25 protein-coding genes, 6 tRNA genes and 4 rRNA genes are annotated in these 25,798 nt (G+C 44.5%); 10 read left to right on the top strand and 25 right to left on the bottom strand.

Annotated elements, in window-relative coordinates; all coding sequences use genetic code 11:
• Positions 1 to 73: ribosomal RNA gene (locus JQC93_RS20065) — 16S ribosomal RNA — on the bottom strand; the annotation flags it as partial.
• A 622-nt stretch (positions 74 to 695) separates the two neighbouring features.
• Here JQC93_RS20065 and JQC93_RS20060 point away from each other — a divergent pair.
• A complete protein-coding gene (locus JQC93_RS20060; protein ID WP_205160091.1) occupies positions 696 to 1,160 on the top strand; it encodes an RNA recognition motif domain-containing protein in 465 nt (154 codons plus the stop codon).
• Here the strand turns inward: JQC93_RS20060 and murI are convergent.
• Positions 1,129 to 1,911, bottom strand: a complete 783-nt coding sequence (gene murI / locus JQC93_RS20055) for a glutamate racemase (protein ID WP_205160092.1) — start codon at positions 1,909 to 1,911, stop codon at positions 1,129 to 1,131. The genes JQC93_RS20060 and murI overlap by 32 nt on opposite strands.
• A gap of 163 nt (positions 1,912 to 2,074) precedes the next feature.
• Here murI and trmA point away from each other — a divergent pair, with 163 nt between their 5' ends.
• Positions 2,075 to 3,178: a tRNA (uridine(54)-C5)-methyltransferase TrmA gene (gene trmA, locus JQC93_RS20050; RefSeq protein ID WP_205160090.1), complete on the top strand. Its 1,104-nt coding sequence runs from the start codon at positions 2,075 to 2,077 to the stop codon at positions 3,176 to 3,178.
• A gap of 149 nt (positions 3,179 to 3,327) precedes the next feature.
• On the opposite strand, the gene JQC93_RS20045 is transcribed toward trmA, so the two are convergent.
• Both JQC93_RS20045 and fabR read right to left on the bottom strand, forming a co-directional pair.
• Positions 3,328 to 3,705 carry a YijD family membrane protein gene (locus JQC93_RS20045; protein ID WP_205160089.1) on the bottom strand — a complete coding sequence of 126 codons (378 nt, stop codon included), beginning with the start codon at positions 3,703 to 3,705 and terminating at the stop codon, positions 3,328 to 3,330.
• Positions 3,706 to 3,724: 19 nt separating this feature from the next.
• Positions 3,725 to 4,318: an HTH-type transcriptional repressor FabR gene (gene fabR / locus JQC93_RS20040; protein ID WP_084884568.1), complete on the bottom strand. Its 594-nt coding sequence runs from the start codon at positions 4,316 to 4,318 to the stop codon at positions 3,725 to 3,727.
• Between the two features lie 217 nt (positions 4,319 to 4,535).
• On the opposite strand from fabR, the gene sthA reads away from it, so the two are divergent.
• Positions 4,536 to 5,936: a Si-specific NAD(P)(+) transhydrogenase gene (sthA, locus tag JQC93_RS20035; protein WP_205160088.1), complete on the top strand. Its 1,401-nt coding sequence runs from the start codon at positions 4,536 to 4,538 to the stop codon at positions 5,934 to 5,936.
• Positions 5,937 to 6,012: 76 nt separating this feature from the next.
• Here the strand turns inward: sthA and lexA are convergent, their stop codons facing one another.
• Together lexA and JQC93_RS20560 are read right to left on the bottom strand one after the other, a co-directional pair.
• Positions 6,013 to 6,633, bottom strand: a complete 621-nt coding sequence (gene lexA, locus JQC93_RS20030; protein WP_205160087.1) for a transcriptional repressor LexA — start codon at positions 6,631 to 6,633, stop codon at positions 6,013 to 6,015.
• A gap of 169 nt (positions 6,634 to 6,802) precedes the next feature.
• Positions 6,803 to 6,913: a diacylglycerol kinase gene (locus tag JQC93_RS20560; RefSeq protein ID WP_236009693.1), complete on the bottom strand. Its 111-nt coding sequence runs from the start codon at positions 6,911 to 6,913 to the stop codon at positions 6,803 to 6,805.
• A 302-nt stretch (positions 6,914 to 7,215) separates the two neighbouring features.
• Here JQC93_RS20560 and plsB point away from each other — a divergent pair, with 302 nt between their 5' ends.
• Positions 7,216 to 9,636, top strand: a complete 2,421-nt coding sequence (gene plsB / locus JQC93_RS20020; RefSeq protein WP_205160086.1) for a glycerol-3-phosphate 1-O-acyltransferase PlsB — start codon at positions 7,216 to 7,218, stop codon at positions 9,634 to 9,636.
• Here plsB and ubiA read toward each other — a convergent pair.
• Positions 9,633 to 10,490 (bottom strand): 4-hydroxybenzoate octaprenyltransferase, encoded by an 858-nt coding sequence (ubiA, locus tag JQC93_RS20015; protein WP_408068621.1) that lies wholly within the window; start codon positions 10,488 to 10,490, stop codon positions 9,633 to 9,635. The genes plsB and ubiA overlap by 4 nt on opposite strands.
• Entirely contained in the window at positions 10,487 to 11,041 is a 555-nt protein-coding gene (locus tag JQC93_RS20010) for a chorismate--pyruvate lyase family protein (RefSeq protein WP_205160084.1), read from the bottom strand. Before JQC93_RS20010 ends, ubiA begins: the two co-directional genes overlap by 4 nt.
• 116 nt (positions 11,042 to 11,157) lie before the next feature.
• Between JQC93_RS20010 and JQC93_RS20005 the strand changes: the two genes are divergently transcribed.
• A complete protein-coding gene (locus JQC93_RS20005; protein ID WP_205160083.1) occupies positions 11,158 to 11,574 on the top strand; it encodes a flagellar basal body-associated protein FliL in 417 nt (138 codons plus the stop codon).
• A 21-nt stretch (positions 11,575 to 11,595) separates the two neighbouring features.
• Here the strand turns inward: JQC93_RS20005 and glpG are convergent, their stop codons facing one another.
• The 6 genes from glpG to ftsY all read right to left on the bottom strand — a co-directional run bounded on the left by glpG (position 11,596) and on the right by ftsY (position 16,949).
• On the bottom strand, positions 11,596 to 12,426 hold the full coding sequence (gene glpG / locus JQC93_RS20000) for a rhomboid family intramembrane serine protease GlpG (RefSeq protein ID WP_205160082.1): 831 nt from the start codon (positions 12,424 to 12,426) through the stop codon (positions 11,596 to 11,598).
• Positions 12,427 to 12,442: 16 nt separating this feature from the next.
• Positions 12,443 to 12,760, bottom strand: a complete 318-nt coding sequence (gene glpE, locus JQC93_RS19995; RefSeq protein WP_205160081.1) for a thiosulfate sulfurtransferase GlpE — start codon at positions 12,758 to 12,760, stop codon at positions 12,443 to 12,445.
• A gap of 354 nt (positions 12,761 to 13,114) precedes the next feature.
• Positions 13,115 to 13,969 carry an RNA polymerase sigma factor RpoH gene (gene rpoH, locus JQC93_RS19990; RefSeq protein WP_084884586.1) on the bottom strand — a complete coding sequence of 285 codons (855 nt, stop codon included), beginning with the start codon at positions 13,967 to 13,969 and terminating at the stop codon, positions 13,115 to 13,117.
• A 154-nt stretch (positions 13,970 to 14,123) separates the two neighbouring features.
• Positions 14,124 to 15,053: a permease-like cell division protein FtsX gene (gene ftsX, locus JQC93_RS19985; protein WP_205160080.1), complete on the bottom strand. Its 930-nt coding sequence runs from the start codon at positions 15,051 to 15,053 to the stop codon at positions 14,124 to 14,126.
• Complete coding sequence (gene ftsE, locus JQC93_RS19980; protein WP_205160079.1) at positions 15,043 to 15,717, bottom strand: cell division ATP-binding protein FtsE; 675 nt, start codon at positions 15,715 to 15,717, stop codon at positions 15,043 to 15,045. The genes ftsX and ftsE overlap by 11 nt, the downstream gene beginning before the upstream one ends.
• A gap of 17 nt (positions 15,718 to 15,734) precedes the next feature.
• Positions 15,735 to 16,949 (bottom strand): signal recognition particle-docking protein FtsY, encoded by a 1,215-nt coding sequence (gene ftsY, locus JQC93_RS19975; protein WP_205160078.1) that lies wholly within the window; start codon positions 16,947 to 16,949, stop codon positions 15,735 to 15,737.
• Between the two features lie 160 nt (positions 16,950 to 17,109).
• On the opposite strand from ftsY, the gene rsmD reads away from it, so the two are divergent.
• Both rsmD and JQC93_RS19965 read left to right on the top strand, forming a co-directional pair.
• Positions 17,110 to 17,706, top strand: a complete 597-nt coding sequence (rsmD, locus tag JQC93_RS19970; protein WP_205160077.1) for a 16S rRNA (guanine(966)-N(2))-methyltransferase RsmD — start codon at positions 17,110 to 17,112, stop codon at positions 17,704 to 17,706.
• Positions 17,703 to 17,972 carry a DUF1145 domain-containing protein gene (locus JQC93_RS19965; RefSeq protein WP_205160076.1) on the top strand — a complete coding sequence of 90 codons (270 nt, stop codon included), beginning with the start codon at positions 17,703 to 17,705 and terminating at the stop codon, positions 17,970 to 17,972. The genes rsmD and JQC93_RS19965 overlap by 4 nt, the downstream gene beginning before the upstream one ends.
• Positions 17,973 to 18,491: 519 nt before the next feature.
• Here JQC93_RS19965 and JQC93_RS19960 read toward each other — a convergent pair.
• From JQC93_RS19960 to JQC93_RS19940, 5 genes are all read right to left on the bottom strand, one after another.
• A tRNA-Pro gene (locus tag JQC93_RS19960) sits at positions 18,492 to 18,568 on the bottom strand.
• A 54-nt stretch (positions 18,569 to 18,622) separates the two neighbouring features.
• A tRNA-His gene (locus tag JQC93_RS19955) sits at positions 18,623 to 18,698 on the bottom strand.
• Positions 18,699 to 18,835: 137 nt separating this feature from the next.
• Positions 18,836 to 18,912: transfer RNA gene (locus tag JQC93_RS19950), tRNA-Pro, on the bottom strand.
• Positions 18,913 to 19,065: 153 nt separating this feature from the next.
• Positions 19,066 to 19,141 (bottom strand) — tRNA-His (locus JQC93_RS19945).
• Positions 19,142 to 19,170: 29 nt separating this feature from the next.
• Positions 19,171 to 19,247 (bottom strand) — tRNA-Arg (locus tag JQC93_RS19940).
• 276 nt (positions 19,248 to 19,523) lie between these two features.
• Between JQC93_RS19940 and JQC93_RS19935 the strand changes: the two genes are divergently transcribed.
• Positions 19,524 to 19,931: a c-type cytochrome gene (locus tag JQC93_RS19935; RefSeq protein ID WP_205160075.1), complete on the top strand. Its 408-nt coding sequence runs from the start codon at positions 19,524 to 19,526 to the stop codon at positions 19,929 to 19,931.
• A 104-nt stretch (positions 19,932 to 20,035) separates the two neighbouring features.
• Here the strand turns inward: JQC93_RS19935 and rep are convergent, their stop codons facing one another.
• Entirely contained in the window at positions 20,036 to 22,051 is a 2,016-nt protein-coding gene (gene rep / locus JQC93_RS19930) for a DNA helicase Rep (protein ID WP_205160074.1), read from the bottom strand.
• Positions 22,052 to 22,170: 119 nt separating this feature from the next.
• On the opposite strand from rep, the gene ubiK reads away from it, so the two are divergent.
• Complete coding sequence (gene ubiK, locus JQC93_RS19925) at positions 22,171 to 22,422, top strand: ubiquinone biosynthesis accessory factor UbiK (RefSeq protein ID WP_084884601.1); 252 nt, start codon at positions 22,171 to 22,173, stop codon at positions 22,420 to 22,422.
• A 52-nt stretch (positions 22,423 to 22,474) separates the two neighbouring features.
• Here the strand turns inward: ubiK and ilvC are convergent, their stop codons facing one another.
• Positions 22,475 to 23,959 (bottom strand): ketol-acid reductoisomerase, encoded by a 1,485-nt coding sequence (gene ilvC, locus JQC93_RS19920; RefSeq protein WP_084884603.1) that lies wholly within the window; start codon positions 23,957 to 23,959, stop codon positions 22,475 to 22,477.
• A gap of 146 nt (positions 23,960 to 24,105) precedes the next feature.
• Here ilvC and ilvY point away from each other — a divergent pair, with 146 nt between their 5' ends.
• A complete protein-coding gene (ilvY, locus tag JQC93_RS19915) occupies positions 24,106 to 24,996 on the top strand; it encodes an HTH-type transcriptional activator IlvY (RefSeq protein WP_205160073.1) in 891 nt (296 codons plus the stop codon).
• A 210-nt stretch (positions 24,997 to 25,206) separates the two neighbouring features.
• Here the strand turns inward: ilvY and rrf (JQC93_RS19910) are convergent.
• From rrf (JQC93_RS19910) to JQC93_RS19895, 4 genes are all read right to left on the bottom strand, one after another.
• A 5S ribosomal RNA gene (rrf, locus tag JQC93_RS19910) occupies positions 25,207 to 25,322 on the bottom strand.
• A gap of 30 nt (positions 25,323 to 25,352) precedes the next feature.
• A tRNA-Thr gene (locus JQC93_RS19905) sits at positions 25,353 to 25,428 on the bottom strand.
• A 63-nt stretch (positions 25,429 to 25,491) separates the two neighbouring features.
• Positions 25,492 to 25,607 (bottom strand): 5S ribosomal RNA (rrf, locus tag JQC93_RS19900).
• Positions 25,608 to 25,697: 90 nt separating this feature from the next.
• Positions 25,698 to 25,798 (bottom strand): 23S ribosomal RNA (locus JQC93_RS19895); the annotation flags it as partial.

Below are 25,798 nucleotides of genomic sequence, written 5' to 3'. Positions count from 1 at the left end.
GTTTCCGCTCGACTTGCATGTGTTAGGCCTGCCGCCAGCGTTCAATCTGAGCCATGATCAAACTCTTCAATTTAAAGTTTTTTGTGACTCAATGAATACTGACTTCAAAACTACTATGTAATTCTAAAGCTATTATCGTTCCAACAGAACGATAATGAATTGACTGTGCCAAGTCTTTCGACTCGTTTGGTCACTCAGTTCATTGAAATCGTTTTTTGTTTTACTTTTTATAAAAAAAGTAAAAACAAGTAGCGATTATCATCAACGAGTGCCCACACAGATTGATAGGTTTATATTGTTAAAGAGCGTTGCCTTGTTCAGGCTGCTTTAAGGTCTCCCTTGAAGCGGACGGCCATTCTAGCGATTTAAGTTGGAGTGTCAAACACTTTTTCAAATTAAATTTTAATGCTTCAAATTGCCTGCTAACCCTTGTGAACCCTAGTGGCTCATCCCGTGTCAGCGAGGGGGCATTATAGAGATCCAACTCACATTGGCAACCCCTTTTTGCACTCTTTTTGTCACTTTTATTTCGATCGCTTGCTTAGTGACCAAAATCGCGTTTTTTCCCAGTACCACTATCCTTTGATCGTTGTCACATCATTAAATTGGAAAAACGTTAGTAAAGCTCGTAATATCAATGTGTTTCAAATGTTATTAATGTTAATTACCATTCAACAGATCTGTAGTGAATCAAAATGAAATCAAATCAATCTTTTCTTTTTTTCGCAGGTGCGACCGTAATTTTAGCGGTTGTAGCCCAATCCTTAGCACTTAATCCAGCTATAGCGGTGATTGCTGGTGCTGTACTTGGCTTTATCTTTCTTAAACCATCATCCAAACAAACTGCATCTACTCCAATTTCATCAAGCAAAGTAGACGGAGACGAAAACTCTCAAACCCTATATGTAGGCAACTTGCCTTATCGCGCAAATGAAAAAAACGTTCGAGACCTATTTGACGAGCACGGCAAAGTGCTCAATGTTCGACTAATGAAAGACAAACGTACGGGTAAACGCCGTGGTTTTGGCTTTGTAGTGGTTGCGGCAGAAGATGCTGACAAAGTTATCAGTGCTCTTAACGACGCAGAATACATGCAACGCACTTTGAAAGTTCGCGTTGCGAACGATCCTAAGCACCCTTCAGAGGACAGTGCTGAATAGCAGAGAAATTCAATTTGCTTAAGTATCGCTCCAGCGCCTCGCTGTTTGGCTCTGGAGCACTACTCAAAATAGTGTGACACTTTTTACTTCCCTCACCGACAACGCTATCGCTTAGCTTTAGAACTTCCACCACTCTACGTGCAATCGCTTCTCCAGAATCAACGAACGTCACTTGCTCACCAAGCATGGCCGATAGCTCATCTTCTAATAATGGAAAGTGAGTACAGCCAAGCACAACCACATCACTATGAGATTTAATCGGTTCTACTATTTGTCTGAGAAGTTGCTGATCTAGCTGCCCTCCTCTTAACTTTTTTTCAGCCATGTTGACGAGCTCTGTCGTACCTATTAATTGCACGGGAACAGAATCGACAAACTGCTCTATAAGTTCTCTCGTATACGCTCTACTCACTGTACCCGGCGTAGCTAATAGCGTGATCCCTTGTTTGGCAATAAGGTTTGCTGGTTTTAAGGCAGGTACAACTCCAATAATAGGAAAGGAAAAACGCTCCCTTAACGATGGGAGTGCAATAGTACTGGCACTGTTGCATGCAATAACAACCGCATCAACACCATATTGCTGGTTTACCACATCCACACATTTGACGACCCGCTCCACCAACACATTGGGTTCGAGCTCCCCGTAAGGGTAGCCTGCATTGTCATACATGTAGATAACATCGATGTTAGGCAATAATGCCGCTATATCTTTATGTACAGACAACCCACCCACACCTGAATCGAAAATCATTATGCGTGGTGGTGTTTTTTTCGCTGAGATTGTCTTTGCTGAAGTTGTCAAAGCGCTGTCCGTCTATTCGGTAAACCATTTAATGTGGAGTTTTTATCACTAATTCTGGACAATAAAAAGTGTTTGACTAAAATCTGCGCGTCCATAACCAAAAGGTATCACCATGTCTATGTATGACTCTCACTCTTATCAAGTTCAACTTACCGATAAGATCCAGCGCTTAGAATCAGATTTTGCTAAGTTTGAGCCACCTGTGTTAGACGTCTATGCCTCAGAAGAGCAGCATTACAGAATGCGCGCCGAATTTCGAGTTTGGCATGAAGGTGATGACCTTTACTACATCATGTTTGACCAACAGACTCGCGAGAAGTATCGCGTTGACCAGTTTCCAACTGCAAGTGCGCTCATTAACAAAATGATGCCAACACTTCTGGATTCGATTAAAGACAATCAACTGCTACGTACAAAGCTCTTTCAAGTGGACTTCTTGTCTACCCTGAGTGGTGAACTGCTAGTCTCTATGCTCTATCACAAAGCAATTGACGATGAGTGGGTACAACAAGCAAAGCAATTGCGCGAACAATTTATCGAACAAGGTTACAACGTTAACCTTATTGGACGTGCTCGTAAGATTAAGCACATCATTGAAAAAGACTACGTCATTGAGAAACTACATGTTGATGGTCAAGAGTTGGTATACCAGCAAGTTGAAAACAGTTTTACTCAACCAAACGGCAAGGTCGCTGAAAAAATGTTGGAGTGGGCTATCGACTGTACCAAAAACAGCAACGGAGACCTACTCGAGCTCTACTGCGGGAATGGTAACTTCTCATTGGCATTGGCCAAAAACTTCAGACGGGTACTGGCGACTGAGTTGGCGAAACCCTCTGTGGACTCTGCGCAGTTTAATATTGCCGCTAATAACATCGATAATGTAAAGATAATACGAATGTCTGCTGAAGACTTTACGCTGGCGATGAATGGTGAACGTACTTTCCGTCGCTTGCAGCAAGCGCAAGTCGAGCTCAGCGATTACGAGTGCAATACCATCTTTGTCGATCCACCTCGATCTGGGATGGATGATGAGACTTGTAAAATGGTGCAGGGCTACGACAACATCATGTATATTTCATGTAATCCAGACACCTTAAAAGACAATCTAGAGATATTATGCACTACGCACCGTATCACTCGGTTTGCTCTGTTTGATCAATTCCCCTATACCCATCATGTTGAAGCAGGTGTCTTTTTGGAGCGCATCAAGTAATTCTTCAATCGCACGTTTTACTCGTGCGTACCTATTGTTGGTACATAGTGCACGTTTGAGATACAACAACGCCAACGCAAAGACATTTACTCGAGTATTTGTCATTGCATTGGCGTCGACTTAACTATCCGCTCTAACCTAACGTTAAGTTAGTGCTCACTTACCTCTGTCTCTTCTACTTGAGATGACTTCCCCATACGGTATGCCACCCACAACATTAGTCCCATTGTGACTAATATTGAGAAGAAGTTAGAGCCACCATCTGGGTATGCGGCTCGAGCAAACGCAGAATGACCAAAAGCACCTAAGAAAAAGCAAGCCAATCCGACTAAAGGCATATCTTCTGCGATGGGTGAATTAAGGTAGTCTTGATAGAGCATCTGCGCGCTCAACACCAAGGCTATTACGACAAATATAGAGAACCCATAACCCGGTAGAGATAACCAGCACCATAGGGCATTAATGCTCATACCTAAGATTAAGGCCAATACTAACGACTTTTTTTCATTTTTTAATTCGCTGCTCATTGTTTCCCTCGTTCTATTATCAGTGCAGTTGTGCACTACCTTTTGCAATCATTCTCAGTTGTTGAATTAATCGTTCAGACAACAACGCACGATCTCTTGGGTTTAGATCAAGCGCTTCGGCCCCTGCACTAAAGACTAACCTGACGGATGCTTCAGATTGCATCCACGCATGTTCTTTCTTGAGACCTGATAATATCAAATACTCACTTAATTCGGCGATAAAATGTTCAATTTCTCGTGCTACGGCATTACGAAATGCTTTCGATGTGCCAGAGCGCTCACGTAACAGCAAACGAAATACATTTGGACTTTGCTCGATGAACTCCATAAATGTCTCAGTAGACGTACGGATAACACTGCCGTTAGTCACAATTCGCTGTCGAGCTTGACGCATTAACTGACGAAGCAACAATCCACCTTCATCGACCATCGTTAAACCGAGTTCATCCATATCTTTAAAATGTCTATAAAACGACGTTGGTGCTATACCCGCCTCACGAGCTACCTCGCGTAAGCTCAGATTAGAAAAGCTTTTATCGGAGCTTAACTGATTAAATGCAGAATCAATTAGTGAACGACGCGTTTTTTCTTTTTGTTGCGCACGGATCCCCATGTTTTATCCGTCTCCTTGTAACAACAGGCTTTTAGAGTTCAATGTCACAGTTTAAGCACTCAGTTGTAAGAAAACCATCATTGATTTTGTCTGGGATTGCAACAATCTGTGTTTGCGTGATCCTGTCAACGCTCTTGACCTGGTTAGGTTTACCCGCTTTGTGAATTGGTTACAATACCGATAAAATTTTGTTATCAATGTATAGGCGGAAGCAGTAATGGGCAGTTCAACTCGTTTTGATGTCATCGTTATCGGTAGTGGCCCAGGCGGTGAAGGTGCTGCAATGGGGTTGACCAAGGCGGGGCTGAAAGTCGCGATAATTGAAAAAGAAAACAGTGTCGGTGGCGGATGTACCCACTGGGGTACGATTCCTTCCAAAGCTTTAAGACATGCGGTCAGCCGAATTATCGAATTCAACAGCAATCCATTGTTTTGCAAAAACAACACCAGCATTCACGCCACATTCTCTGACATTCTAGGCCATGCTGAATCAGTCATAGATAAGCAAACAAGGCTAAGACAAGGCTTCTACGATCGTAATTTTTGTACGCTCATTTTTGGAGAAGCCAGCTTTGTTGATACCAACACCGTGAGTATTGCAAAAGCCGATGGTACTGCAGAGCTGATTCATGCCGATCGATTTGTGATCGCGACTGGCTCTCGACCTTATCGACCAGAAGACGTCGATTTCACTCATGATCGCGTATACGACAGTGACTCTATTTTGTCACTCAAGCACGATCCGCGACACATCATCATTTATGGTGCCGGTGTCATTGGTTGTGAATACGCGTCTATATTTAGAGGTCTTGGTGTTAAAACCGATCTGATCAACACCCGAGATAGATTACTTTCTTTTTTGGATAACGAAACCTCCGACGCCCTCTCCTATCATTTTTGGAATAATGGCGTGGTTATTCGAAATGATGAGACTCACGACTCTATCGAAGGCACCAACGATGGTGTGATCGTTCATTTGAAGTCTGGCAAGAAAATGAAGGCCGATTGCTTACTCTACGCAAATGGACGAACCGGTAATACCGACAAGCTCCAATTAGACAATGTTGGGCTCACGCCTGACTCACGTGGCCAATTGAAGGTAAATAACCAGTATCAAACGGAAGTCGATAATATTTACGCGGTTGGTGATGTGATTGGTTACCCAAGTTTAGCCAGTGCTGCGTATGACCAAGGCCGCTTTGTTGCGCAGGCTATTGGACACGGCAAACTCGACTCACACTTGACCGAGGATATTCCAACAGGTATCTACACGATTCCAGAAATTAGTAGTGTCGGTAAGACGGAGCAAGAGCTAACTGCAGCAAAAGTCCCTTATGAAGTGGGCCGTTCATCATTTAAACATTTGGCTCGTGCACAAATTGGTGGTACCGACGCGGGAAGCTTGAAACTTCTTTTCCATCGTGACACCAAAGAAATTTTGGGGATTCACTGCTTTGGCGAACGTGCAGCAGAGATTATTCACATTGGACAAGCCATTATGGAGCAAGAGGCTCCTGCAAACACCATAGAGTATTTTGTTAACACGACCTTCAACTATCCAACGATGGCAGAGGCTTACCGTGTTGCAGCGCTCAATGGGTTAAATAGGCTCTTCTAAACACCTGAGTGTAAAAACTAAAACAGCCGCTAAAAGCGGCTGTTTTTTTAACTTTAATCGGCTCGTCTGAGCGACACTACATCCAATCGGTATTTCGAATAATGCCTACAGCTAACCCTTCGATAGCAAGGTGCTGGCTGGTGAGATCGACCTCGATGGTGTTGAACTCTTCGTTTTCCGCGTGCAATAACACTGTTGGACCTTTACGCTCTAAACGCTTAACAGTCACATCATCATCAACGCGCGCCACCACGACTTGGCCATCTCTAACGTCTTGGGTTTTATGAACCGCAAGCAAATCGCCGTCCATGATCCCAATATCACGCATACTCTCGCCGTTTACTCTTAGTAGAAAATCAGCTTGAGGCTTAAACATGCTTGGATCTACTTGATAATGCGTTTCTACATGCTCTTGAGCCAAAATGGGTTCACCAGCGGCCACTTGACCAATTAAAGGTAATCCGACTTCATCGTTTGCTGGCTCTTCAAGTAAAATGCGAATACCACGAGACGCACCAGGAACAATCTCTATCGCCTGCTTTTTCGCCAGCGCTTTAAGGTGTTCTTCCGCAGCATTCGCCGAGCGAAACCCTAACTCTTTGGCAATTTCTGCGCGAGTCGGTGGCATGCCTGATACTTCGATTTTTTCTTTGATCAAATCGTAAACTTGTTTTTGCCGTGCTGTTAGTGGTCTCATGATAAGCCTGTCTTTTTGTACAGTTCATGTGAGTATATCCAGTATTTTTGGTAAAGCCAAGATTTTTAGAACAAAATTACGCCACCTCAGATCACAACCGCAATAATTAAAGATACATCACTGCGGCTGAAGACATATCTACTGAGCGACTGGCAAATTCATGCGCTTCTTAACATATGCTGTCTACTGCTGCTTCGACTGTTGAATTCAATAGATCCACCAGCAACACAAGTAATAATGATACTATTAACGCGAATTGCTCGTTGATGGTAACGTTCAAGAAAAAGGTCTCGGGATCAGAATTGCAACTACCGCCACATCTTGGCGAAAAGCCAGTTGATGTTTAAAAGCAGCCCTTAGCCCCTGAAATGAATACTAGGTCGCATTAACCACACGTTTAAAACCACTATCCGTATATTTCATTATTCATCCTTTGAATACAGCGCTATGCTTTGAATTATTGTGTAACATTCAATATGATTGGCGCAAAAGGTTTGACCAGTACAAAAAATATGTCCAATTGGACAATGAAAACTACCGATCACTGCGTCAAATTGACTTTACCAACTATAAGGCTACTGCATGATTTCCCCTACAATTTCAAAAGCGCTATTTAAGCTACCGATGTCGGTATTGGTAAAGGGACAAACCATTCCGGCAGATCCGATTGACAACCTCAACATCGATACAGATCGACCTATCATCTACGCCTTACCATTTCACTCAAACATCGATTTGTTGGCATTAAGAGAACAGGCTAAAAAAGTAGGGTTGCCTGATCCACTGCAACCGATCGAGATTGGTGGAAAAACCTTTGAGCGGTTTGTCTACATTGGTATGCGCGCAGCACTGCTTAAATCACGCGATCATGATATTCCTTCACGTTCTATCACTCTATTTTCAGACTTACTTAATCTGCATGCTGAGGATGAGCAACTGGATATTCAAATGATTCCCATCACCGTGTTGTGGGGACGAAAACCAGGTAAAGAAGAGAAGATAAAACCCTATTTAGAGAGTAAAACTGGGCCACAAAAAGCTTGGACTGTGTTGACTGCAGGACGAGATTGCTTAGTGCGTGTCAGCCCTTGCGTGTCGTTACGCTATATGGCGGACGTACACGGCACGGACCACTCTATTGCACACAAACTAGCACGCGTTGCACGAATTCATTTTTCTAGACAAAAACTTGCAGCCTCTGGGCCTAATTTACCTAATCGCGATGTGTTGTTTGACCGATTAGTCAAATCTGAAGCCATTAAAAAAGCCATCGAGCATGAATCAAAGACCAAGAATATCTCTCTTGAAAAGGCTGAGCATGAAGCTCACAAAATCCTCGATGAGATTGCGGCTAACTTCTCTTATGGTCTGATCAAGAAAGGCGACACCATTTTAAGTTGGTTGTGGAACCGCCTTTATCAAGGAATCAATGTCAGCAACGCGAAAGCGGTAAGACAGCTTGCTCAAGATGGCCATGAGATTGTCTATGTGCCTTGTCACCGAAGCCATATGGATTACCTATTACTGTCTTATGTGTTGTATCACGAAGGCATGGTTCCGCCGCATATTGCCGCTGGTATCAATCTTAACTTCTTCCCGGCAGGCCCAATATTTAGACGCGGCGGAGCATTCTTCTTGCGACGCAGTTTTAAAGGAAACAAGCTTTACTCCACCATATTTAGAGAATACTTATCAGAGCTTTTCACCAAAGGCTACTCGGTAGAGTACTTCAGCGAAGGTGGGCGCTCTCGAACTGGTCGTTTGCTACAAGCCAAAACAGGCATGCTCGCCATGACGATACAAGCCATGCTCAAAGGATTAAACCGTCCTGTTACTCTAGTACCTGTATACATAGGTTATGAGCACGTAATGGAAGTATCGACTTACGCCAAAGAGTTGCGTGGTAAGAAAAAAGAAAAGGAAAATGCCGGTCAGGTTGTTCGTACAATTCGAAAACTACGCAATTTCGGTCAAGGCTACGTGAACTTTGGCGAGCCAATTGTGCTTAACCAATACTTGAATGAACACGCTCCGCAATGGCACGAAAATGTAGGAAAAATTGATGCGCCTAAACCGCAGTGGATGCCGGGTGTGGTAAATCAACTGGCTAATCAAATGATGACCAACATCAACTCTGCCGCTGCAACTAACGCACTAACGCTTTGTGCAACGGCATTGCTTGCATCACGTCAACGCGCGTTAACCAAAGATGCCTTGGTTGTTCAAATAGATTGCTACCTCAAGTTGATACGAAACGTACCTTATACAGAGCGCGTTACTACACCAAACCAAACTGCGGAAGAGCTGGTTGAGCATGCGCTGTCGTTGAATAAGTTTGTACTGGATACAGATAGCTTAGGGGAGATCGTCTCTCTTGACCGCCAGCAGTCGGTGTTAATGACCTATTACCGCAACAACATTATCCATCTGTTTGCGATCCCATCATTGATCGCGCAATTGATCATTCAAAACCGCGTCATTTCGATGGACAAAATTCACGCAGGTGTTGAAGTCCTCTACCCATTTTTGCAAAAAGAGCTTTTCATTCACTTTGATGCAGCGACGATCAAAGATCAAGTTGAGCTGATCTTGAAAGAGTTTGAAGACCAAGGGCTTATCCATATTGATGATCATCAGGTCACGCCAAATCAAGCTCAGATTCAAGAGCTCTATTTGTTGTCTAGAACCATTACCGAGACTCTGCAACGCTACGCGATTGTATTTAAGCTGCTTGTTGCTAACCCAGACATCGAAATGTCAGAGCTAGAAAACAAAGGGCAAGAGATTGCACAACGTCTGGGAAGACTTCACGGAATTAATGCGCCTGAATTTTTCGATAAGCAGGTCTTCTCGTTCCTCTCAACAACGCTAGTAGAACAAGGCTACGTGCGAGCCTCGGATGATTATCAACCTGAGAAAGCGGCCTTAATGGCTCAAGGATTAATGGATCTGCTGGTGACAGAGGTACGTCTAACTATTGCCCAGAGTATCGAGCACGCTTAAACAGTTTCCGCGATAGCAATACCCATTGCTATCGCGAGCCCCACATAGTTATTGTTAAGAAAGGCTTTAAAACACGCTTGGCGTTCTCTCGCCTTGATCAGCCACTGCTGGTATACCATGAGTGCACCAGACACAAGTAAAGACCAGTAAAACACACCACCTAACTGCTCGATATAGCCGATCCACAATAGAATCAGTAACGTAGCAAATTGCAGTGCTGCGACGGCCATTTTGTCTCGTCGTCCAAATAGAATCGCGGTCGAACGTATACCAATTTTGACATCGTCGTCGCGATCGACCATGGCGTATTGTGTGTCGTACGCCACCGTCCATAAAACATTTGCAATAAACAAAGCCCAAAGCACCAAAGTAGGCTCTGCGCCCTGTGCAACCCATGCCATGGGAATCGACCAACTAAACGCAAGCCCTAAGAACAGTTGGGGTAAATGAGTAAAGCGCTTCATAAAAGGGTAAATAAACGCAAGTAAGACCCCAATAAACGAATACTTTATCGTGGTTTCATTCATTGTGAGTACAAGCGCAAAAGAGACTATGCAAAGCACTATAAAGAGTATTACTGCTTCACGTGCCGAGACCTTTCCTGCCGGTATTGGGCGTAGCTTGGTTCTTTCTACATGCCCATCAAAATGTCTATCCGCAAAGTCGTTGATCACACACCCTGCGGAACGCATTAACACGACACCTGCGGTAAAGACCGCCCACACTTTTAAATCAGGTAATCCATCAGCAGCAAGAAAAAGCGCCCAATAGGTAGGCCAGAGTAATAAAAGAATGCCAATGGGTTTATCGATGCGCATTAACTGCGCGTATGCAGAAAGTTTTTCGTTCATCAAGAGCCTGGTTGTAGGTGATAAATAGGGGCGTTTGGCAAAAACAATTCAGACACCCAAATAGAGTGATCTTTTACCAGCAGTCTAGAGCGCCTTGCCCAAAGTCGTTGACTATCTAAAGTCACTTGCCCTATTTGCAATTGATCGCGCTTCACTTGTTGAGTACTAAACAATGCGAGTCCAAGTGGCTTATCATCATGCATTAATTGGCGTATTACCGGTTGCTCAAGGGCTTGTTGCTCAACGTGTGACTGTGCGTACACCCAATGGCTATTGTCACCAAGCAATAAGACTTCACGTAACCAATGAGAACTCATTGAACTACTGCAGTTTTCATCTTGTGTTGTAAGCTGATTCGACAAAACATCGACACTCAATTGAGAACAATATGTCTCAAGTTTCTTTGAAAGTGACGTACTGTCTTGCAACCAAGCAATTTCACCCTCACAATGCTCCATTACGGAAAATTGAGATTGCCATTGAATGTCCTGGTAGAGGGCTCGGTAATCATTTAACCAATTGGTCATATCAAACATCTGTACAAAATCTGGCATTTTCACTTGCAGTTGAATACTAATTAACCGCACAATATGCTATAAAGTTCTTTTGGCTATTGTAGCAACACATTGGTCAATAACATATCGTCAATCAACGAAAGCTTTACTTAACTATGTTCGAACGTCACATTACAGCGCTTCTTTCACTACTTCTACTGGTTATGAGTCCAGGTTTGGCTATGGCCGAAGAAGAGACTCCACAAGCTCACTTGTTTTCCTACTATACGCTGGAGCCAGAACTTACCACCAACTTTCACACAACTGGAAATAAGCTCGGCTATATTCGTGTCCAAATCGATATTATGGTGGCGCACGATAGTTACTTACCGATTTTGCAGCAGCATGATCCACTCATTCGCGATACCGTAGTTGCACTATTAGGTGAGCAGGATGAAAACACCATTAAGTCGCTGCCGGGCCGAGAAGAACTGCGCAAAACCATGTTAGACGAAATTAACGCAATGCTATTGGTTGAAACAGGAAAAACACTGGTGTCAGATCTGCTGTTTACAAAGTATCTGTATCAGTAACCTCGAGTCTAAAAAGACGACTTAGCTCGTCATTTGAGTTTTTGCATACCAATAGCCGTATGCAGCGCCACTGATTAATCCAATCAAGTGCGCCGTATTCGCAATAGCCATAAATGGCTGAACAAATCCAATAGCAAGCCAAACCAACATAAAGCCTAACAATGGTTTGGGTAGATAGCGTTGATAGGTAGGGTGTGCAGCGCCCACCAACCACCAAAAGCCAACAAGCCCATATACCACACCGCTCAAGCCACCAAAATTAGCCCCCTCAACGAAGTACTGACCCAAGCCCGAAGTCGCTGCCGATAAAAGAAAAACCGATATCAGTGGCTTAGCGCCCAACGATTTTTCGAGCTTTCCTCCCAAATCCCACCACCACAATAAATTGAATGCGATGTGTAAAATTGAAAAGTGCATAATCGCATGGGTGAACCAGCGCCAAACTTGATAACTTTGCTCGATAGAGTTTGGGAAATGTAACCACGCAAACACCTGACCATGTCGGCCTAGAACTTGAAAGAAAAAGACCGCAGCACACAACCCCATCATCAATAAAGTAATGGGACCCGCACGCTCTTTTAGCATCTGTCCAAAACTTGGTGCGTGATAATGAAAGCGCGCATTACGCGACTCTGCCATATCCCACGAAGCTTGTGAGTACTTGGGATGCATAGGATCGGTCGCAAACTGACTGTATTCATCCATAACCATTTGGCTGTAGGACTCATCCTTTAGCCAAATGGCAAAATGATCGTTGGAAGGTGCAATTGCAAGCACGATTTTCTTTTTGGCCATGTAGTCCACAAAGGACTGAGCAATGCGAGGGTTCGAAATTTCGGCAATTTTGATCATGGCGTATAACGTCTCTTTATGAGGTAGTAGTTGGTAGGTTCGCTCGCTTCCAAGCGTCAAATCCACCATCGATACTGTAGACCGTTTCAAATCCTTGATTCACGAGGTATTGTGCTGCACCTTGGCTGCTATGTCCGTGATAACACATTACCAGCAGCACCCTGTCATAGTCTAAATCAGCCACAATTTCCTGAATAGTCTCATTAGTAAGGTGCAACGCATTCTCTGGGTGAGAGGCCTTAAATGACTGTGGATCGCGAATGTCTAACATAACTGCATCTTGTTGGTGCTGCATGTCAAATGCACCGGTTACATCAAGGTGTTTAAATTCCATTTATTTTTCCTACATAAGCACATATATACACTAAATGTTCCAATCCATTGTGACACAGTTGGTGAGGTGTTGAATAACTTTATCATTTTGTGGATAACTTTGTGGATTGCGTTAATAAGCGATGATCATTTATTTTGATCCACAATATGTAGTATTGATCGTGCTTTAATTGTGCACATCTAAGGTGTTACCCACATTAGTGCAGCCACTCTTCTTCCTTTGTACGTCTATGTTCTTAGGTTACACTGGAAAAATAGGACACAGAGTTATCCACAATACAGTTACGTGCCACAAGATCAAAAAAGCCAAGGTATACACCTTGGCTTTAGGATCAATAACTGTAATCAGCGCTTGTTAGATCTCGCCAACCGCAAGCTTTAGCTTCTTCATGGCGTTTTTCTCGAGCTGACGAATACGCTCAGCCGATACTTGGTAAGTCTCCGCCAATTCTTGCAAGGTTGACTTAGTATCGTCTAACCAGCGAGAGCGCACGATGTGTTGACTACGATCGTCCAACGTTGCCATAGCATTTAGCAGCTTCTTGTTGGTATGAGACTCGTAGTTCTGTGCTTCGAAATTATCAGCAACATCTGAATGGCTATCTTCTAAATACAGCGCTGGAGCCGTATAAGAGTTACCTTCATCATCGTCGTTAGACATTTCGTACGTTGAATCTTGGGCAGCAAGTCGAGATTCCATCTCGCGAACTTCGGCTGGAGTCACTCCTAGCTCTTTCGCAACGGTTTCGACTTCACCATTGTTAAACCAACCTAGACGCTTTTTAGACTTGCGCAGGTTAAAGAAGAGTTTACGTTGCGCTTTAGTTGTCGCAATTTTAACAATGCGCCAGTTACGCAAAACGTATTCATGAATCTCGGCTTTAATCCAGTGGACAGCGAAAGACACCAAACGCACACCCACTTCAGGGTTGAAACGTTTTACGGCCTTCATAAGGCCTATATTGCCTTCCTGAACCAAGTCGGCCAGAGGTAGACCGTAGCCTGAATAGCCACGCGCGACATGAATAACAAAACGAAGATGTGACAAGATCAAACCTTTCGCAGCATCAATCTCACCGTGGTAGTGTAATCGTTCTGCTAATTTACGCTCTTCGTCAGCGGTCAACATTGGATAGGTATTAACGTCTCTAATATAGCTGTCTAAGCTATCTTGAGACACTAGCGCCATTGGGTATGCTGATTTGCTCATTCGCTTCCTCGTAAAGTTCAACCTTAAATGATCCTTTCATACCTTGAGGTATATCAAAAGGACCCTTCATTATCCACAATTAGTCATCAGGTACAAGTGTTCGTTAGCTATATCTTATATAGTAATCCTGACTGAGAGTTTAGACCGTCTTTCACTAAACTGGTTCAATTTCTTTTAGGTGCCTTCGTGTCGAAACACTTGCCGCAAACAATCCTAAAAATGACCCTAGCAATAACAGTATTAAGCTTTCATCCCAGCCAAGTCCAACCAGCCTAAACGGTGTGTCGTATAGCGTCGCTAACATTTCTACGGCTTGGCTCAAAACAATGGTCAACAAGGCAGTCACTAACCATGCTGCGATTGCGCCGATGAGCCCATACCACATACCAATGTATAAATAAGGTCGTACAATAAAACTGTCGGTAGCGCCAATTAGCTTCATCACCTGAATTTCTTCTTTTTGTGCTAATACGCTATAGCGAACGCTATTTCCAACTGTCAGGATAACGGCCACCAACAATAGAACAGCCATAGTAAACGACACGGTTGAAACCAGATTCTTGAGCGCATCAAAACGCTCTAGCCAGTCTTCATTGAGTTGCAGATCCGCAACATTGTCCATTGTTTGAATCTGCGCTAACAGGTCTCTAATAGCGTCTGGCTGATCGCTAGCAGGCTTAACAACCAAAACTGCAGGTAACGCATATTCGTCGAGCAGTGATAAAGCTTGCTCAAAACCTGCATACTGACTGAGTTCATCCAGCCCTTGTTGCGCCGACACATATTCGACCTCATCGACATGATCGATACGTTCAATCTGGTCTTTGAGTAGCATCACCCGTGATTCGGCCGATCCCTCTTGCAAATACACATTGATCACTGATGGCTGAGCCACCCCAGATGCGATAGCCGTTGTGTTTTTGGCCACTAAATATAGGCTGGTAGGGATTGCCAATGACAATGCAATCACAGCCAATGTAAGCAAGTTTCCTAGTGGTCGCGTGAGCAATTGTTTAAATGATGCACTGGCTGTTTTGGTGTGTGTACCAATAAAGCTTTGACGTGGCTGGCCTCTAGCTGGCATAGCTATCTACCTCACTTAAGAAACCTTGATTAAGCTCGAACTGACGATAGCTTGGCTGACTGGTAATTAAGCCGCTATCGTGAGTGGCAAGTAAAATACTCACACCAGCGTTATTAAATTCTTTAAACAGGGAAAAAACGCGTTTCGACAAATCGGAATCCAAATTACCTGTTGGCTCATCGGCCAGCAGCAATATAGGTCGATTGACCACCGCTCGCGCAATACCAACGCGCTGCTGCTCACCGCCCGACAATTGTGTAGGTAAGCATTTCGCCTTGTCGAGCAGACCCGTTTTATCTAGTGCCGCTGACACTCGACGTTTAATCTCTTTCTCATTGATCGCTTCAATACGCATTGGCAATGCTACGTTTTCAAATACGGTTCGATCCAGAAGTAAGCGGTGATCTTGAAACACCATTCCAATGTTACGGCGCAAAAACGGAATATCTTGATTGGATATTCGCGTAATGTCGTGATCGTTAAAGCTAATCTGCCCAGCAGAAGGGCGCTCAATAGCACAAATGAGCTTCAAAAGGGTACTCTTACCGGCACCCGAGTGACCGGTTAAGAATGCTAACTCTCCCTGACGAAGATGAAAATCGACCTTTTGCAACGCTTGCCTACCGCCTCGGTAGGCTTTACTAACTTGTTCAAAGCGAATCACTTCAATTCCTTCCGTGGTTATTCTTCGCGACTAAAGAGAGCCTCAATAAACTCTTGAGAATCAAATGGGCGTAAATCGTCAATGCCCTCACCCACACCGATATAACGGATCGGGATACCAAATTTATCTGCAATAGCAAAGATAACCCCACCTTTCGCGGTTCCATCCAGTTTAGTTAAGGTAATACCGGTAACGGGTGCTACATCGCTAAACAACTTGGCCTGGCTCATTGCGTTCTGACCGGTCGCCGCATCCAGAGTTAACATGATCTCGTGAGGTGCAGAATCATCAATTTTTTTCATTACGCGTACAATTTTGCGTAACTCTTCCATCAAGTTGCTTTTATTTTGAAGACGACCCGCAGTATCCGCGATGATGACATCTACGCCACGAGCTTTACCCGCTTCAATGGCGTCATAAATGACTGAGGCACTATCTGCTCCAGTGTGTTGTGCAATGACTGGAACATCATTGCGTTGACCCCATACTTGAAGCTGCTCAACGGCCGCTGCGCGAAACGTATCACCTGCCGCCAACATCACTGATTTGCCTTGAGATTGAAATTGCTTGGCAAGCTTACCAATAGTGGTAGTTTTACCAACGCCATTGACGCCAACCATCAAAATAACGTAAGGCGTTTTTTCTTCATCAATAACCAATGGCTGCTCAACTTTGGCTAATATCTCCGCCATTTCATCTTTAAGGAGACCGTAAAGCGCTTCACCGTCTTTCAGCTCTGCCCGTCCCGCTTTCTCGGTTAAACTTTCAATAATTTTAACCGTGGTATCCATGCCTACATCAGCAACCAATAATTGTTCTTCTAGTTCTTCAAATAGCTCGTCATCAATCTGCTTTCCTTTGAACAAGCCAAAAAAACCAGCGCCAATATTGGCCTTGGTTCGCGCAAGGCTACGACGGAGTCTCGCAAAAAAGCCTTCTGTGGGTTTTGTTTGGACTTCTTCTACGTCGACTTGAGGCTCAATGTCTATGTCACTATCAGACTCAGGCTCTTCGGGTTCGACGTCGGCATCGATAACCTTGTCTTGTTCAACCGGTTGGGCTTCTGGCGCTTGCTGCTCTGAAAGGGAAATAGGGGCATCGGATTCATCTACCGATGGAGTGACTTCAGCTTGCTTTTGCTCTTCAACGGATTGCTCGGCATTAGGTTGTGTTCCTTCTTCCTCTCCAAAGCCTAACCAAGAGAGTAAACCGCGCTTTTTCTTATCTGACATCAATTAGACCTATGGTTGTGTCGTTGCACTTTATTGAGTTGTGCTTACATCATTGTAGTTTTGGTACAGTATCGGAGGGTTGTGAGTTATCAATACCCGACTTAACTGTTAAACTTTACCGAACCACCCATGATATCACTTATTTAAACGTTCAAAAAACATGACGAATCGACAAAGAGCAAAAACATCGAAGAAATCTCAATTAGGGAGTATTCGGATCATAAGTGGTCAATGGCGAGGCCGAAAACTGCCTGTATTAGAAAGTGATGGCCTTCGCCCAACGACTGATCGAGTAAAAGAGACTTTGTTTAACTGGCTTGCTCCGCATCTCGCTCACTCACGTTGCCTTGATCTGTTTGCTGGCTCTGGGGGATTGGGGTTTGAAGCTGCATCACGTTATGCAGACCAAGTAACATTGTGCGAGCTCAATAAGCCTGCTTTTCAGCAGCTCGAAAAGAATAGAGCACTTCTTAGTGCCGAAAACATCGCATTAAAAAACACTGACAGCCTTGCCATGCTAAAAGCAGAAGGTAACGCATACGATATCGTATTTATCGACCCACCATTTCGCAAAGAAATGCTCGACGAGTGTGTAGCATTGTTAGAGAGTAACGGATGGTTGGCCGAAAACGCCCTTATTTACGTTGAGACAGAGAAAGAGTTGTCTCACTTTGCCCCACCGACTCACTGGACGGCTTTACGAGAAAAGGTTGCTGGACAAGTGAAATATCAATTATTTAAGAGAGAAATAGTATGAAGTGGTTGCTAATTTTGGCAAAAATGGCCATAGCGTTTGTATGGGTCGTATTGTTCATCAATATTGTACAACCGTTTCCAGGAAACTCGGCAATAGTACTTTATATTATGACCGCGTTCTTGTTGATCATGCACGGCTTGCAGATGGCAATATTTATTGGTGCCTTCGGTGACAAAGTCCCAATGACCAGCTGGGAAAAAACATCCATTTTAATATTTGGTGTATTTGCACTGCTGGGTATTCGTCGTAAATATATGATGGATTAAGCATAGTAGGAGCATTGCCTACTTTGGTGTGAAGTTAGCACTCACCGTGCTTCCGCACCTGCCCCGTATGTGTGTTCCTTGTTTAACTTCTTAGCTTATAAATAAGAAACCTCGCTATTTGTAGCGGGGTTTCTTTATGGTGGTCGGTGAAGAGGGATTCGTACGCGGCGGGCTTCCGCACCTGACCCCGAATGTCCGTTCCTTCTTCAACTTCTAATCGTATAAAAAGAAAAACCCCGCTATTTCTAGCGGGGTTTCTTTTGTAGTGGTCGGTGAAGAGGGATTCGTACGCGGCGGGCTTCCGCACCTGACCCCGAATGTGTATTCCTCTTCAACTTCTAACCGTATAAAAAGAAAAACCCCGCTATTTCTAGCGGGGTTTTTCTTTTGTAGTGGTCGGTGAAGAGGGATTCGTACGCGGCGGGCTTCCGCACCTGACCCCGAATGTCCGTTCCTTCTTCAACTTCTAATCGTATAAAAAGAAAAACCCCGCTATTTCTAGCGGGGTTTCTTTTGTAGTGGTCGGTGAAGAGGGATTCGAACCCCCGACCCTCTGGTCCCAAACCAGATGCGCTACCAAGCTGCGCTATTCACCGACTTATTTTTCGTTTTGTTGAAAACAAAACAGGAAACCGAAGTACCCTAAATAATGGGGTGGCTAACGGGATTTGAACCCGCGACAACTGGAATCACAATCCAGGGCTCTACCAACTGAGCTATAGCCACCATCAAATTGTATTGTTTCGCTTTAAGCCAAACATTTTAATAGTGGTCGCTGAAGAGGGATTCGATCGGACTGGCGTTCCAGCCCCCGACCCGCCTTCGCGACCGGTGAGTCTTACTAATGAAGACTCCAATAATAGTGGTCGGTGAAGAGGGATTCGAACCCCCGACCCTCTGGTCCCAAACCAGATGCGCTACCAAGCTGCGCTATTCACCGACAAATTCTTCCTGGCCATTCTCTCATTTCGAGGGTCGAACCCTCTGGTCCCCCTTATACCCAAGGGACGAGATGCGCTACCAGGCTGCGCTATTCACCGACTAATTTTCGTTTCGTTAAAAACAAAACAGGAAACCGAAGTACCCTAAATAATGGGGTGGCTAACGGGATTTGAACCCGCGACAACTGGAATCACAATCCAGGGCTCTACCAACTGAGCTATAGCCACCACTACTTTTACCGAAGAGCCGTCCGAAATGGTACGCCCGAAAGGATTCGAACCTTCGACCTTTGGCTCCGGAGGCCAACGCTCTATCCAGCTGAGCTACGGGCGCATGCCCTATCGGCGGAGTGGAATAATACGTATATCACACTTTGTCGTCTAGTATTTTTTTAACTTTTTTTCTTGTTTGTTGGGTTTTTCTACAATGTTTTCTGTGTTTTTGCTGTAGATGGTGTGATTCATGCCTAACCCAAGTAAGTTAATGGTTTATTGCAACAAACGATCAGGATATAATCACCCACTATTTACAATGGCTTAACATACAATTACAACCTATAAGCCAGTCCCTTTGGGCCTAGATACACCATAAGCAAGTGAGTGAAAGGATATGCCTCAAAAATTACTGACCATACTGTGTGCTGCATTAACATTTTCAGCTGCAAGTTTCGCCTCGAGCGTAAGCCAAGAAGAATACGACGCCATTGCCGAGCGCATTAAGCCCGTTGGTGATGTTTACCTAGTTGGTGCGGAGCCTGTTGTAGCGGAGCCTACGGGCCCTCGTGACGGAACCGCTGTCTACACAATGTTTTGTGGAGCTTGCCATGGCACTGGTGTAAGTGACGCACCAATTAAAGGCGATGCTGATGCTTGGTCACCGCGTATTGCCCAAGGCATGGATGTTCTTACCGATCACGCCATCAACGGATTTAATGCAATGCCCGCGAAGGGCGCGTGTATGGATTGTAGCGACGATGAGATCATTGCTGCTATCGAACATATGATCGAAGGCCTTTAAACGCTTACTGATTTAAAAAAGGGCTTAGTGTTGAGTTTTGTTATTAAAACTCAGCACTAAGCCCTTTTTTCGTCTTTCCCTACTACTTCTGCCACTTAAGCGGTTTATTTTTTAAACATTGCTCGTATGTTTGCAATATGCGCTTGGCCTTTTTCCATACGTTCTTCAGCAGACTGAGGCTTCTTAACGGTTTCCCACTCAACATCATCAAACGGAAGCTCATCCAGAAAACGGCTGTGCTCAGGTCGAATCAACTCGCCATATTGGCGCCGCTCCTTACACATAGTAAAGGTCAGCTCTTTTTGAGCACGAGTAATTCCCACGTACATAAGACGACGTTCTTCTTCAACATTATTCTCATCCACGCTGGATTGATGCGGCAATATGCCCTCTTCACTGCCCATTAGATAAACATAAGGGAACTCAAGGCCTTTAGAGGCATGCAGTGTCATAAGCTGAACTTGATCAGCGTCGTCTTCGTCTTCTCCCCTTTCCATCATGTCTCTAAGGGTTAAACGTTGTACCACTTCTTTTAATGTTTTCTCTTCTTTATCGTAGTTGTCACCTTCTAAGTCGGCGACGATCCAACTGTAAAGATCCGAGACGTTTTTCATGCGCATTTCTGCGGCTTTTGGACTCGACGAGGTTTCGTAAAGCCAATCTTCGTAGTTAATATCTCTTACAATAGAACGTACCGCTTCAACTGAGTCTCCACGCTGCAAATTGTCTTCAATCCCAACAATCCATTGAGTGAATCGGCGTAGGTTTTCCAGACCTCTTCCGCTCAAATGTTGTTCAAGGCCGATTTCAAAAGAACATTCAAATAAACTCTTACCACGCATGTTGGCGTAACTGCCCAACTTTTCGAGAGTCACAGGACCGATTTCTCTTCTTGGTGTGTTGACGATCCGTAAGAAGGCATTGTCATCATCTGGATTCACCAACACTCTTAGGTAAGCCATAATGTCTTTTATCTCAGCCCGTGCAAAAAAGGAGGTTCCACCAGAGATTTTATAAGGCACTCGGTTTTGCATCAGCGATTTCTCTATGATGCGCGACTGATGGTTTCCACGGTAGAGGATGGCGTAATGCTTATAGTCGGTGCGATTCAAAAACTTGTGTGCAATCAACTCACCGGTGATCCGTTCTGCCTCATGATCTTCATTGTTGGCACGCAACACTTTTAATTTGTTGCCATCGGGCAATGCAGAGAACAATGTCTTATCGTAAACATGCGGATTATTGGCGATCAATATGTTGGCGCAACGTAAAATTCGACTTGTCGAACGATAGTTCTGCTCCAGTTTAATCAATCGTAGATTTGGGTAGTCTTTGCCCAGTAGCACCAAGTTCTGAGGCTTTGCGCCACGCCACGAGTAAATCGACTGATCATCGTCGCCAACAACGGTTAGACGGCCACGCTCGCCGACTAGCAGCTTAACCAGTTCATACTGGCTGGTGTTGGTGTCTTGGTATTCATCGACAAGAAGGTAACGAATTCGACTTTGCCATTTTTGGCGTACGTCGCTGTTGGTCTTAAGTAGCAACACTGGCATTGCAATAAGGTCGTCAAAGTCCAACGCATTGTAGGCGGTCATTTGCTTTTGATACATGTCATAACAGTGTGCGAACAACTGGTACTGCTCACCTTCTGCACTCGCGAGTGCCTGCGCAGGCGTTAGCATGTCGTTTTTCCAGTTGGAAATCGCACTCAACAGCTGACTTAATAACTCCTTATCGCCATCGAGCTGCTTTTCGGTCAGCTCTTTTAACAGCGCCATCTGGTCTTGATCGTCAAACAAGGAAAAGCCAGCCTTGAGGCCTAGCGCTTTGTATTCTCGTCTAATGATGTTGAGACCCATGGTATGAAATGTCGATACCATCAGCCCTCTAGATTCGCTTTTACCCAGTGATTGCCCTACTCGCTCTTTCATTTCGCGCGCGGCTTTATTGGTAAAGGTTACGGCAGCTATATTGCGAGCCTTATAACCACATTGCTGGACAAGATAAGCAATTTTATTAGTGATCACACGAGTTTTACCAGAGCCTGCACCCGCTAGCACCAAACAGGGGCCAGACACGTATTTAACGGCTTCGTCTTGCTGCGGATTAAGTTTCATACTGTGCTCTTAGTAAAAAATGCGGGCACTAATGATAGTCGTCTCACAGATGCTTTTCCATCATTAGCGACAATCGAATGTTTTTTGCATAGAATGAGGCAAAGATTAAGGAGACCCCAATGTTTGACCCTAAGAAAATCGAACAAGTTGCAAAGCAAATTCAAGACTCTATGCCTGCACCAGTTAAAGAGCTTGGTTCAGATGTCGAGCAAAAAGTTCGTCAAGTGATCCAAGGCCAATTGAACAAATTGGATGTTGTTAGCCGCGAAGAGTTTGATGTTCAAACTCAAGTTCTACTACGCACTCGACAAAAGCTTACTGAAATGGAACAAAAGCTTGCTCAGCTAGAAGAAAAACTCGCTGATAAATAAAAACAAAAAGGGCTTGCCAATGGCAAGCCCTTTTTTCATAGTCCGCTAAAGATTAGCCGCCTACCGCGATACGCTTCATATCTGTCATGTAGCCACGTAGCTCTTCACCGATGTATTCAACAGGGTGGTTACGAATCACCTCATTAACGTGAATTAGGGTTGCGTTATCCACTTGGTTGCTGGATTCACCCAGTCCACGACCAATAACATCTGTACCAACACCAGGCATAAACTTCTCACGTAGCAGTGGAGTTGCAACGTTTGCAAATAGGTAGTTTCCGTATTCAGCGGTATCAGAGATAACCACGTTCATTTCGTATAGACGTTTACGAGCAACGGTATTGGCAATCAACGGTAGCTCATGCAAAGATTCGTAGTACGCTGACTCATCAATAATGCCAGACGCTGTCATTGCTTCAAATGCAAGCTCAACACCTGCGCGAACCATTGCAACCATCAAAATGCCATTGTCAAAGTACTCTTGCTCAGAGATTTCTACGTCAGAATCTGGGTAGTTCTCAAATGCCGTTTCGCCAGTCTCTTCGCGCCAGCCTAGTAGGTTAACGTCGTCATTTGCCCAGTCAGCCATCATGGTGCTAGAGAATTCGCCTTGGATGATATCGTCCATGTGCTTATTGTAAAGTGGACGCATAAGCTCTTTAAGCTCTTCTGACAACTCAAACGCTTTCACTTTTGCTGGGTTAGAAAGGCGATCCATCATGTGTGTAATGCCGCCAAACTTAAGTGCTTCAGTTACTGTTTCCCAACCGTATTGTAGCAATTTACCTGCATAGCCTGCGTCGATACCATCGGCGATCATTTTCTCGTAACAAACAATTGAGCCCGCTTGCAGCATGCCACATAGGATAGTTTGTTCACCCATAAGGTCAGACTTTACTTCAGCAACAAATGAAGACTCTAGACAACCTGCACGGTGACCACCCGTTGCTGCAGCCCAAGCTTTAGCGATATCCCAACCTTCACCTTTAGGGTCGTTTTCTGGGTGTACTGCGATAAGCGTTGGAACACCAAAGCCACGCTTGTACTCTTCACGAACTTCGGTACCAGGACACTTAGGAGCAACCATCACAACCGTGAGGTCACTACGAACTTGCATACCTTCTTCGACAACGTTAAAACCGTGAGAATACCCTAGAGCCGCACCTTGCTTCATTAGAGGCATAACTGTTTCAACAACATTGGTGTGTTGCTTGTCTGGAGTTAGGTTTACTACTAGATCTGCTTGCGGGATTAAGGTTTCGTAGCTACCAACTTCAAAGCCATTCTCTTTAGCATTTTTAAATGATTGACGCTGCTCATCGATCGCCGCTTGGCGAAGCGCATAAGACACATCCAGACCAGAATCACGCATGTTTAGGCCTTGGTTTAGACCCTGAGCACCACAACCCACAATGACGACTTTCTTGCCTTTAAGGTAATCAGCTTCTGTAGCAAATTCGCTACGATCCATAAAACGACAACGACCCAATTGGTCTAGCTGCTCGCGCAAGTTTAGGGTGTTAAAGTAATTAGCCATGTGGCGCTCCTGTTATTCATTCCATTAAAGGTCGGTGTTGTTGTTACCACCGAATATGTTCATCCTACTAAAGACAGCATATTGAACAAAGTGATATATTAACAACAATACGTTGCGTTTTTTGCAATGTCACAGTCAGGAAGATTATGAATATCCGAAGCTTGCAGTATTTTGTGCATTTATGTGAAAGTAAAAACTTTGCCAAGACCGCCAAGGTGATGCACCTGAGTCCATCAACCTTAAGTCGTCAAATACAAAAGTTGGAAGCCGATTTAGATCAAACTTTGTTTGTAAGAGACAATCGTAGTGTTGAACTGACACCGGCTGGCAAAGCGCTGCTTCCTAGCGCGATTACGATAGTGGGAGAATGGCAGCTTGTTCAAAGCCAGCACAAAAAGAACCAGCAAAAGCTCAGCGGGGAGATTCGCTTATTCTGTTCTGTCACCGCAAGCTACAGCCACCTACCAGAGTTACTGTCGACATTTCGACTTGAGCACCCTTTAATAGAGTTTAAAATCAGCACAGGTGATCCTGCCCAAGCCATTGATATTATTCAGCAAGATAAAGCTGACATAGCGATTTCGGCAATCCCTGATCAAGTTCCTAGTCGCTTAGCATTTGAAGCGATCAGTGACATCCCCTTATCGTTGATCGCCCCTAGTGTTCCTTGGATTCACTCAGAAACACTTGATGCGGTAGAGCCCAACTGGAGTGTGGTCCCATTTATTCTACCTGAGTCCGGAAGCGCGCGTGATCGCGCCAATACATGGTTAAAAGAGCACAAAATTAAGCCTAATATTTATGCACAGGTCTCTGGACACGAAGCTATTGTGAGCATGGTAGCGCTTGGCTGTGGTGTGGGTATTGCGCCTGATGTGGTGATTAACAACAGCCCAGTTAAGGACAAAATACTGCGCGTAAAAACCAGCGACATTGAACCATTCAAATTAGGGGTTTGTTGTAAACGCAGTCAATTGGAGAACCCTTTGGTTCAAGCATTGTGGAAGGTTGCAGAGAAGAGTTATATCTTTAACTAGACAGTGCGGTGCGACGTCTCGCAAACTCGCACACCCTTTTTTAGCTCTTAGAATGCAAAAAACCCAACCGGTTAGGCTGGGTTTCTTTAATTAGAACCTGGCGATGTCCTACTCTCACATGGGCGGTGCGACGCTTCGCAAACACGCACACCTTTTTAGCTCTTAGAATGCAAAAAACCCAACCGGTTAGGCTGGGTTTCTTTAATTAGAACCTGGCGATGTCCTACTCTCACATGGGGAAACCCCACACTACCATCGGCGCTATTGCGTTTCACTTCTGAGTTCGGCATGGAATCAGGTGGGTCCACAATGCTATGGTCGCCAAGTAAAATTTGTTAAATCACTAGAGAGTGAAGTGGTGCTGATAGGCAGACTCGAACTGCCGACCTCATCCTTACCAAGGATGCGCTCTACCACCTGAGCTATATCAGCACAGCAAATTTCATTGAGTCGATAAAAAAGCCCGTCTAAAGACGGGCTTTTTTTTAATTTAAAGCCTGGCGATGTCCTACTCTCACATGGGGAAGCCCCACACTACCATCGGCGCTATTGCGTTTCACTTCTGAGTTCGGCATGGGTTCAGGTGGGTCCACAACGCTATGGTCGCCAAGCAAATTCTAAAATTCGGAAAGCTTATTTAAAAATCACATCACACATTCAATATTCTTTTTTGAGTCCAATCAAAACCCTTTGGGTGTTGTATGGTTAAGCCTCACGGGCAATTAGTACAGGTTAGCTCAATGCCTCACAGCACTTACACACCCTGCCTATCAACGTTCTAGTCTCGAACAACCCTTTAGGA

The sequence above is a fragment of the Vibrio ulleungensis genome, assembly GCF_016900875.1.
Classification (GTDB): Bacteria; Pseudomonadota; Gammaproteobacteria; order Enterobacterales; family Vibrionaceae; genus Vibrio; species Vibrio ulleungensis.
Note: the sequence above shows the minus strand (reverse complement) of the source record. Positions and strands in the feature narration are given on the sequence as shown.